Source organism: Nocardia nova NBRC 15556, from assembly GCF_001613005.1.
GTDB classification, from domain to species: Bacteria; Actinomycetota; Actinomycetes; order Mycobacteriales; family Mycobacteriaceae; genus Nocardia; species Nocardia nova.
This window is the reverse complement of sequence record NZ_BDBN01000158.1, coordinates 1-9494: the sequence shown is the minus strand read 5'-3', so window position 1 is coordinate 9494 and position 9494 is coordinate 1. Positions and strand designations below refer to the sequence as shown.

Below are 9494 nucleotides of genomic sequence, written 5' to 3'. Positions count from 1 at the left end.
CGGCCGTGCCGATCGTGGTCGCGGGCGGGGATGCCGCGCCGCCGTGGGGCGGGTCCGGCGGGTTCGTGCCGTTTCGTATCGAGCGCCGCGACGATGGAATATCTCTCCGTGGCACAACGGAATTCGTTGCCGACGTCGCATCGGCGACCACCTTGTTGATTCCGGCGGCGGAACCGGACGGATCGACGGTTCTGGTGGCGGTATCACCCGGCGCACCCGGTATCGCGGTCGCCGAGCAGCCGATTCTCGACGGGACCCGCACCGTCGGTGCGGTGCGCGCCGAGGACGCCCGCATCGAGGCGGATTCAATGTGGCGCTGGGCCGATGTCGACCCGCTCCGAGCGCTGTTCGAGCGGGCCGCGCTGGCCACCGCCATCGACAGCGTCGGACTCGCCGAGGCGGCGCTGGACGCGACCGTCACCCATGTGCGCACCCGCGAACAATTCGGCCGACCCGTCGGCTCGTTCCAGGCGGTGAAACACGCGTGCGCCGATATGCTCGTCGCCCTGCGCGTCGCCGGCCGGCTCGTCGACGACGCCGTGGCCGCACACGTCCTCGGCGCGGCGGATGCGTGGATCCCGATCGCCCGAGCCAAATCCCACGCCTGTGCCGCCGCCGTCGACATCGCCGGAAAGGCCATGCAACTGCACGGCGGAATGGGCTACACCTGGGAGAGCGGCATCCACCGCTACCTGGAACGCGCCACCCTCAACCGCGCGCTGTTCGGATCTCCGGCCGACCATCGGGCGCATCTCGCCCGCCGCTACCGGGATCCGGGCTTCACACCCTGAGGAGCGACTGCGGGTCAGCGGGCGGTCCACCCACCGTCGACGACGATGGTCTGGCCCGTCACGTAGCCCGCGGCGTCACCGGCCAGCCAGGCGACCGCGCCCACCACGTCCTCCGGTGTGCCGTGGCGGGGCAGGGGAGTGTTGCGGCGGAGGTATTCGCGGGGACGCTCGTTGTCGTAGAGCGGGGCGGTGATCTCGCTGCGGAAGAAGCCCGGGGCCACCGTGTTCACCCTGATGGAGTGGCGGGCCCACTGGACCGCCAATTCGGCTGTCAGGCCGGACAATCCGGCCTTGCTGGCGGCGTAGGACGCCTGCGGGATGCCGGGGATGCCCACCCGGCCGCTGATCGAGGAGATGTTGACGATACTGCCGCGGCCGACCGCGCGCATATGCTCGAACACCGCCTGCGACAGCAGCAGCGGTGCGGCCAGATTCAGCTCCAGGGTGGACCGGATGGCGGGCAGCGGTTCGGCTTCCGCGCGTTCCTCGGTGAACATGGTGCCCGCCGCGTTGACCAGTATTTCCGGTGGACCGAGCCCGGCGGCCGTGGCCTCGGCGATGGCGCCGACCCGGTCCAGCTCCGACAGGTCGGCGGTGACGGCGAGGCCGTCGATCTCCTCGGCCAGTTCCCGCAGCCGATCACGCCGGCGCGCCACGACCGCTACCCGCGCGCCGAGTCCGGCGAGGGTGCGGGCCACGGCTGCCCCCAGGCCCGACGACGCGCCGGTCACGATCGCGACCCGGCCCTTCAGGTCGAAGACGTCCGCCCCGCCGGAGCTGTGCTGTCCGGTCACCGCGTATTTCCTTTCGCCGCAGCAGGTTTCATGAGGTGCGCCGGACGGTCATGACGGTTCCCCGAGCCCTGCGGTCACCAGCGCCGCGAGTTCGGTGCGCTGGATCTTGCCCATCGCATTGACCGGCAGCGCCGGCACCCGGACCCAGCGCTCGGGCACCTTGTAGCTCGCGAGTTCGCGCCGGCACCAGGCCGTGAGCGCATCGAAATCCAGTGCCGGGCCGGAACTTTCGACGACAGCAGCGACGCGCTGGCCGAGCCGTTCGTCGGGTATCCCGCAGACCGCGGCCGCGGCCACTCCCGGATGTCCGGTGATGACGCGTTCCACCTCGAGCGGATAGACGTTCGCGCCGCCCCGGATGATCACCAGCTTCTTGCGGTCGATCACCCGCAGCCAGCCCCGCTCGTCCACGGTTCCGATATCGCCGGTCGGCAGCGGCGGCGGTTCGCCCGGACGTACCCGGCCGTCGGACCAGTAGCCGAGCATCGGAGTCCATCGGCCCGCCCACGGCCCGGCCGCTGCGGGGGCCAGCCGCAGTTCACCCGGTTCACCGGCGGGCAGGCGGCGGCCCTCGTCGTCGTAGGCGGCGACGTCGAATTGCGGTGTCACCCGGCCGCTCGTACCCGGCCGCCACGCCGATCCGGGCGGGTCGATCGACACCACGGTCGGCGCCTCGGTGAGCCCGTAGGTGACCCGCGGAACCAGACCGTGCGCCTCGGCGAAGGCGTCGCGCACGGCGTCGGAGGTGTCGCTGCCGCCGCTCCACACCTCACGCAGCGAGCTCAGATCGGCGCTGCGCCGGGCCAGGTCGTAGAGCTGGGCGGGCGCTCCATTCCACACCGTAACCCGATGCGCGGCAATCCATTCCGCCACGCCCTCGGCGTCGCGGCGATTCATGATCACCGCGGTCCCGCCCGCCTGCGCGGTGGTGAGAGTGGACAGGATCATCATGTTGAGAATGGTCAACGCGAAACTGTCACCGCGGCGCAGATCCGGCCCCCAGCTGCGGGTGGCCACCGTGACCGCACCCGGCAGCAGCATCCCGCGCTGGGAATGCACGACCGCCTTGGGAACGCCGGAGGTGCCGCTGGTGAACGCGATGCCGGCCGGCGCGTCGGGATCGGTCTCGACCCGCGGCGCCGGATCCGTTGTGCGGAGCAGCCCGGCCCACCGGTCGGGATCGACCGCCCGCGCGACCCGCGCGTCGAATCGCGGCCCCGCCAGGACGACCGACGGCTCCACCAGATCGCACAGCAGTTGCTGTTCGGATGCCGCGGACGCCTCGCCGATTCCCGCCCATACCGCGCCGATCCGCTGCGCGCCGTGAAACGCCGCCACGATGGGCAGGTCGTTGGGCAGACACGCCGCGACCCGATCGCCCGGGCGCACCCCCAGATGCCACAGCGCACCGGCCGCCCGCGCCGCCGCGGCGTCGAGTTCGGCATACGTCCACGCGCCCGATGCCGCTTCGATCGCGGTGGCGCCGGGGCGGGTAGCCAGCACCGGATCGAGGATCGTGGCCACCGAGGCGGGAATTCGCACGCCGTTGTTGTCACTGCCCACCGAACCTTGATATCACTATCCTTGTAAAGATTCATCAGATAGCCTGAAGATGTTGCCCCAGAGGCCCGTTCGCGACTCCGCGGCCGGTGGGCTTCGATTCCGCGTGCCCGGATGCCGTCGTCGCACCCGTCCGGAGCCGGTCGTCGTGCGGGGAGTGTCGAACGAGGAGGCACCGATCATGCAGCCGTCGAACACCGCCGCCGGTCCGCTGGCGGGAGTGCGGGTCATCGACCTGACCGCCATGGTCATGGGCCCGTACTGCACTCAGATCATGGCCGATATGGGCGCGGAGGTGATCAAGGTCGAACCGCCCGCCGGGGACAACACCCGCTACATCTCCGCCGGTCCGGAACCCGGCATGGGCGGGGTGTTCGTCAACGTCAACCGCGGTAAGCGCAGCGTGGTGCTGGATCTGCGTACCGAGTCCGGCAAGGCGGCGCTGCGCGACCTGATCCGCGGTGGCGATGTCTTCATCCATTCGATGCGCGGGCGGGCGATCACGGCGCTGGGCTTCGACTATCCCGCGGTGGCGGCACTGAACCCGGCGATCGTCTACACCAACTGCTACGGCTACGGCCGCCGCGGCCCGGACGCGCATCGCACCGCCTACGACGACACCGTCCAGGCCGAATGCGGACTGCCCTACGTGCAACAGCGCCTGACCGGCAACACCGCGTACGTCGGCACCATCATGGCCGACAAGGTGGCCGGCCTGACCGCCCTGTACGCGACGGTCATGGCGCTGTTCCACCGGGAACGCACCGGCGAGGGCCAAGAGGTCGAGGTCGCCATGTTCGAGACGATGGCGGCGTTCATGCTCGTGGAGCACGCCGCGGGCGCGCTGTTCGAACCGGCGCTCGCGCCGCCGGGATATCCCCGCGCGCTGACGCCCGACCGCAAGCCCTACCGCACCGCCGACGGATACCTCGCGGCGCTGGTCTACAACGACAAACAGTGGAACGCGTTCGTCGACGCGGTGCGCCCGCCCTGGGCCACATCCGAATTCGCCACCCTGGCGCAGCGCGCGGCGCGGATCGACGAGGTCTACGCCCTGCTGGCCGACACGTTCCGGGAACGCACGACACAGCAGTGGCTGGAGCTGCTCGGTGCGCTCGACATCCCCGCCGCGCCGGTGAATTCGCTGGAGGCGCTGTTCCACAATCCGCATCTCGAGGCGGTCGGCTTCTTCGAAACCGTCGACACGCCGAACGGTCCGGTGCGGTTCCCCGGGCCGCCCGCGTGGTTCTCCCGCACTCCGGGTCGCGTGGCCGGGCCGGCGCCGCGGCTGGGTGCGCACACCGCCGAACTCGTCGGCGATCGGGACAGCGGTTTCGCGCGCGCCGGTGAAAGCGGGGGCGCCGCATGACGGTCGTGCGCGATCCCGCGGATCTGGATCTGAGCGAATTCCTCCGGCCCGGCGATCATCTCGTGATCGGGCAGGCCTGCGGCGAACCGCCGACGCTGGTCGAAGCGCTGTTGCGGCAGGCCGCGGGCATCGGCGGGCTGACCGCCTTCATCGCCACCAGCTTCTCCGGATCGTTCACCCCGGCCGCCACCGCGGGCCTGCGAATGTGCAGTATGGGCGCGATCGGCGCGCTGCGCGGCCTCACCGCCGCGCATGCGCTGGAGGTGATCGCCTGCCATGTGGGGCAGATCGGGCCGATGCTCGAATCCGGTGCGCTGCGCTGCGATTGCGCCTTCGTTCAGGTCGCGCCCGCCGACCGGCACGGCGACCACAGCCTCGGGTTGGTGAGCGACCATGTCGCCGCGGCGGTGCGCGCCGCGCGGGTGGTGGTCGCCGAGATCAACGAACAGGTGCCGTGGACCTACGGCGAATCGATTCCCGGCAGCGCGATCGACTACGCCGTCGAGGTCTCGCGACCACCGGTCACCGTCGCCCCGCCGCGAATCGGGCCCGTCGACGAGGCGATCGCCCGCCATGCGGCCGCCTACATCGGCGACGGCGCCGTGGTGCAGACCGGCATCGGCGCGGTGCCCGACGCGCTGTTCCGGATGTTGAGCGACCGGGTGGATCTCGGCGTCCATTCCGGGATGGTCGGCGACGGCCTGGTGGATCTGGTCGAGGCGGGCGCGATCACCAACGCGCGCAAGCCCATCGACACCGGCGTCTCGGTGACGGGTGCGCTCATCGGCACCCGCCGGCTCTACGATTTCGCCGATCGCAACCCGTCGATCCGCATGTGCCCGGCCACCTACACCCACGATGCCGCGGTGCTGGCCCGGCTCGACGATCTGGTGTCGATCAATTCCGCGGTGGAGGTCGACCTCACCGGACAGGTCAACGCCGAACAGCACGGAACCGCATACCTCGGCGGCACCGGCGGGCAGGTCGATTTCGTGCGCGGCGCGGCCCGCGCCCGCGGTGGGCACGCCATCATCGCGCTGCCCGCCACCGCGCAGGGCGGCACCGTGAGCCGGATCAGCGCCACTCTGTCGGGTCCGGTCACCACCGCACGCAGCGAAACCGACATCGTCGTCACCGAATTCGGCGCGGCCGAGCTCGCGGGGTGCACGCTCGCCGAGCGGGCGCGCCGGCTGACCGCGATCGCCCATCCCGATTTCCGCGAAGACCTGGAACGGGCCGCGGCCGAGATCACGAAGCGAGGATTCTGAATGACCGGCACACCCGCGACCGATGCGACCGGCGGCGAGGCGGTGCTGTTCGACGCCCGCGCCGACGGCATCGCCGTCATCACGCTGAACCGCCCCGCCACCCGCAACTGCCTGGACGCCGACATTCGTGCGGGGCTGTTCGCCGCCTGGGACCGTTTCGAACACGACGCGGCGCTGCGGATCGCGATCCTCACCGGCGCGGGGGACAAGGCCTTCTGCGCCGGAGGGGATCTGAAGGAGATGGTCGCCACCGGTATGCAGGCGCCGCCGCGTGACATGTACCCGCTGCCGTACGACACCGTCGAGTTGTCGAAACCGACCATCGCCGCAGTGAACGGCGCCGCGTTCGCCGGCGGATGGATGATCGCGCAGGCCTGCGATCTGTGCGTCGCGGCGACGACCGCGCGTTTCGCGGTCACCGAGGTGAAGGTCGGCCGCAGTTCCCCGTGGGCAGCGCCGCTGATCCATATGATCCCGCAGCGCGTCATGATGGAACTGCTCTTGACCGGCGCGCCCATCGACGCGCGGCGAGCCTACGAGATCGGCCTGGTCAATCGCCTCGCCGAACCCGAACGACTACTGGACACCGCGATCGATCTGGCTCGCGAAATCCTCAGCAGCGCACCGCTTTCGGTCCGCGCCGCCCGCGAGACGGTTATGCTCGCCACCGAGATGGGCCGTTCGGCGGCCCTGCAGGCGGCCCGGGCGGCCAGTGAACGCTGCTATCACAGCGAGGACGCGCAGGAGGGGCCGGCGGCCTTCGCCGCGCACCGGGCGCCGGTGTGGAAGGGGCGTTGACCGATGCGGGGCGGGTCGTGTCATGCGCCTGCCGCGTCGGATGTGACCTGAGGCAAAAGTCGGCACAAATGAGACCCTTGTCACACAGCCCAAACCGACCTACTGTGTGTTCAGTAGGTTGCTTCGACCAAAGGAGTTCGGTGTCCGGTCAGCGACGGCCAGCCAACGTTCGGGCCTACGACACGCTGCTCGCCAAGGGGGAGGAGCGCAAGCTGCGCATCCTCGCCGTGGCGCAGCGGATGCTCGCCCGCAACGGGTGGCGGTCGACCACGCTCGCGCAGATCGCCCGGGAGGCCGGAGTCACCCCGGCCGGGCTGCTGCACCACTTCGAATCGAAGGATCAACTGCTGCACGCGGTCCTGGAGGCCCGCGACACCGACGACGAACTGCATGCGGATCTGGAAGGCGAACTGCCCGAGCAGATCGCCGGTGTCGCCGATCGCTTCCGCCGCGCACCCGATCTGATCGGCATGTACGCCGTACTGCTGATCGAAAATCTGGAACCCGATGCGCCGCTGCACGATCGCCTGCTCGATCGCTACCGTGCGGCGACCGATCAGGTTGCCGACAGTATCCGGCGCGGACAGCGCTGCGGGCGCTACAGCGCCGATGTGGACCCTGCCGTCAAGGCTGTGGAGATAGTCGCTTTTCTCAATGGAATGGAAACGTCATGGCTGCTCGATCCCTCGATTCCACTGACCAAGGTGTTCCAGGAGTACGCTCGGTCGCTCGAACGCGAGCTGACGCGCAGCGACGTCCATTGAGGTACCGGCTGGGTGTGGTGGCGCCGACGGTGACCGAGGTGGTGCGCTGCGCCGGCGGCTGGCTGTTCGATCGCGGGATGGCGGGCTGGGAGGTCACCGTCATCGTCGGCGATCCCACCCACGCCCGCGCGCTCGAGATTCTCGGCGCCGTGGTACTCGATATGGAGGATTCGCTGTCCTCGCCCGTGCACGGCCCGCACCCGCATGCGGTGGCGCTGGCCGGCGAACTGTTCGAAACCGATCACCGCATTCGCTGCGGCGTCCTCGACACACTCGACCGCGGACTGTCCGAGGTCACGCTGCTCGGCGAGTTCTGTCCCGACGAACTCGACTGCCGGGTCGATACCGTGCAGCACCGATTGAGTGTCGCCGCACGGGCTTTCAAGCGGCAGGCCCTCGCCGCCGCGGGGATACCGGCCACCTCGGTGGCTCCGCTGGAGACCTTCCGCAGCGGAGCGCCGGTGTGGGCGCCGCCGGTGGATCTGGTGCCGGTGGCGGGTTAACCGCCCGCCCTGTCGCCGTCCTCGTCGATGTCGATGACGACCTTTCCGACCGCGTGCCCGTCGGCGACCAGCCGGAGGGCCGCGGCGGAGTCGGACAGCGTGAAGCGGGCGCCGATATGCGGGCGCAGGCCGTCGGCCAGCAGTCGGCCGAGTTCGCGCTCGTTGCGGTCGAATTCGGCCCGATCGATATCCTGGAACTGGAAGCCGAGCACATGAATGCCCTTGACCAGCACCAGGTTCAGCGGAATCCGGGGAACCGTGCCGGCGGCATAGCCGACGGTGACGAAACGCCCGCCGCGGCGCAACGACCGCAGCGCCGGTTCGCTGAGCTCGCCGCCGACCGGATCGATGACCGCATCGGCGCCCCCCGGCAGCGCGGCACGTAACCCGTCGCGCAGATTCCCACCGCGGTGGTCGATCAGATGCGCGGCCCCCAGAGATCTCGCCACTTCGAGTTTGGCGGGGGAGGAGGCCACCGCGGTCACCGACAGCCCGAGCCGGGCACCGAGCGCGACCGCCGCCGACCCGACGCCACCCCCGGCGCCGAGCACGATGAGCTCCGCGCCCGCCGACACCCGTGCCACCGACCGAATGCAGTGGTACGCAGTGCGATACGTGACGCCGAAGGCGGCCGCGTCGGCGAAATCGACGCCCTCCGGAACGTGCGTCAGCTTGCCGGCCGGGACCGCGATCTGTTCGGCGAACGCGCCGTGCAGGCCGGTGCCGCACACGCGATCGCCGATCGCGATCGGCCCGCGGCCGGGACCGAGCGCGACGACCTCGCCGGCGAATTCGCTGCCCGGGACGAACGGCGGGGGCACGCTGATCTGATACTCGTTCGCCACGAGCAGGACATCGGGAAAGTTGACCGCGGCGGCGCGCACCCGCACCCGGGCCTCACCGGTGCCCGGTTCGGGAACCGGCCGCTCCTCGATGCGCACCACCTCCGGTGGCCCGTACTCCGGGCACACCGCCGCCCGCATCCGGCTCACTTGCCCTGCCAGCGGGGTGTGCGACGTTCCAGGAATGCGCGGGCGCCCTCCGTGGCGTCGGCGCTGGCGAAAACCGTGGTCTGCCAATGCTTCAGGCGTTCGGTGGCCGCGGCGTCGTCGGTGACCGCCAAGCGGGCGAGTTCCTTGGAAGCCGCCAAGCCGAGCGGTGCGTTGGCGGCGACAGTGGTCGCGAGGGCAACCGCCGTGTCGAGAACGTCCGCCGGTGCGGCTACCGCGTTCACCAGACCGATCCGCTCGGCGCGCTCGGCATCGATGAGCTGTCCGGTCAGCAGCAATTCGAGAGCGATGCCCAGGGGAATGCGCGTGCCGATACCGGTGCCACCGCCCGCGGCGAAAAGTCCGCGCTTCACCTCGGGGAGCCCGAACTTCGCTGCCGCGGAGGCCACGATCACATCGCAACCCATGAGCAGTTCCAGGCCACCGCCCACCGCGGTGGCATTGGCGGCGCCGATGACCGGAACCGGCGTGCGGCCCGAGGCCATGCGGGCGTAGGCCTCGAGAGCGCTGCGTTCCTCGGGTGACTCCGCGTGTGTGCCGGAGCCGTCGGAGAATTCGCGCAGATCCATCCCGGCACAGAACGCGCGGTCGCCGGTGCCGGTGAGCACCAGTGCGCGGATCTCCGGATCGGTTTCGG

The 9494-nt window shown here is 70.4% G+C and carries 10 protein-coding genes; 6 read left to right on the top strand and 4 right to left on the bottom strand.

Going from position 1 to position 9494, the window contains the following annotated elements; all coding sequences use genetic code 11:
• The coding region (locus NN2_RS35055) for an acyl-CoA dehydrogenase family protein (protein WP_281210389.1) at positions 1–791 on the top strand (791 nt) is incomplete at its 5' end.
• Positions 792–805: 14 nt separating this feature from the next.
• Here the strand turns inward: NN2_RS35055 and NN2_RS35050 are convergent.
• Both NN2_RS35050 and NN2_RS35045 read right to left on the bottom strand, forming a co-directional pair.
• On the bottom strand, positions 806–1585 hold the full coding sequence (locus NN2_RS35050) for an SDR family NAD(P)-dependent oxidoreductase (protein WP_063019513.1): 780 nt from the start codon (positions 1583–1585) through the stop codon (positions 806–808).
• Positions 1586–1633: 48 nt separating this feature from the next.
• Entirely contained in the window at positions 1634–3148 is a 1515-nt protein-coding gene (locus NN2_RS35045; protein ID WP_063019511.1) for a class I adenylate-forming enzyme family protein, read from the bottom strand.
• Positions 3149–3326: 178 nt separating this feature from the next.
• On the opposite strand from NN2_RS35045, the gene NN2_RS35040 reads away from it, so the two are divergent.
• The 5 genes from NN2_RS35040 (at position 3327) to NN2_RS35020 (ending at position 7847) form a co-directional block, all read left to right on the top strand.
• Positions 3327–4514 (top strand): CaiB/BaiF CoA transferase family protein, encoded by a 1188-nt coding sequence (locus tag NN2_RS35040; RefSeq protein WP_174555051.1) that lies wholly within the window; start codon positions 3327–3329, stop codon positions 4512–4514.
• Positions 4511–5782, top strand: a complete 1272-nt coding sequence (locus NN2_RS35035) for an acetyl-CoA hydrolase/transferase family protein (protein ID WP_063019509.1) — start codon at positions 4511–4513, stop codon at positions 5780–5782. Before NN2_RS35040 ends, NN2_RS35035 begins: the two co-directional genes overlap by 4 nt.
• A complete protein-coding gene (locus NN2_RS35030) occupies positions 5783–6580 on the top strand; it encodes an enoyl-CoA hydratase/isomerase family protein (protein WP_063019507.1) in 798 nt (265 codons plus the stop codon).
• 140 nt (positions 6581–6720) lie between these two features.
• Positions 6721–7344: a TetR/AcrR family transcriptional regulator gene (locus NN2_RS35025; protein WP_030517513.1), complete on the top strand. Its 624-nt coding sequence runs from the start codon at positions 6721–6723 to the stop codon at positions 7342–7344.
• On the top strand, positions 7341–7847 hold the full coding sequence (locus NN2_RS35020) for a hypothetical protein (RefSeq protein WP_063019505.1): 507 nt from the start codon (positions 7341–7343) through the stop codon (positions 7845–7847). The genes NN2_RS35025 and NN2_RS35020 overlap by 4 nt, the downstream gene beginning before the upstream one ends.
• Here NN2_RS35020 and NN2_RS35015 read toward each other — a convergent pair.
• A complete protein-coding gene (locus NN2_RS35015) occupies positions 7844–8830 on the bottom strand; it encodes an NADPH:quinone oxidoreductase family protein (protein WP_063019503.1) in 987 nt (328 codons plus the stop codon). The two genes, NN2_RS35020 and NN2_RS35015, sit on opposite strands and share 4 nt — an antisense overlap.
• Before the next feature lie 5 nt (positions 8831–8835).
• The coding region (locus tag NN2_RS35010) for an enoyl-CoA hydratase/isomerase family protein (RefSeq protein WP_063019501.1) at positions 8836–9494 on the bottom strand (659 nt) is incomplete at its 5' end.

Excerpts from the sequence above, each read along its gene's own strand:
- NN2_RS35040 (WP_174555051.1), top strand. The coding sequence starts at position 3,327 with ATGCAGCCGTCGAACACCGCCGCCGGTCCGCTGGCGGGAGTGCGGGTC.
- NN2_RS35035 (WP_063019509.1), top strand. The coding sequence starts at position 4,511 with ATGACGGTCGTGCGCGATCCCGCGGATCTGGATCTGAGCGAATTCCTC.
- NN2_RS35030 (WP_063019507.1), top strand. The coding sequence starts at position 5,783 with ATGACCGGCACACCCGCGACCGATGCGACCGGCGGCGAGGCGGTGCTG.
- NN2_RS35015 (WP_063019503.1), bottom strand. The coding sequence starts at position 8,830 with ATGCGGGCGGCGGTGTGCCCGGAGTACGGGCCACCGGAGGTGGTGCGC.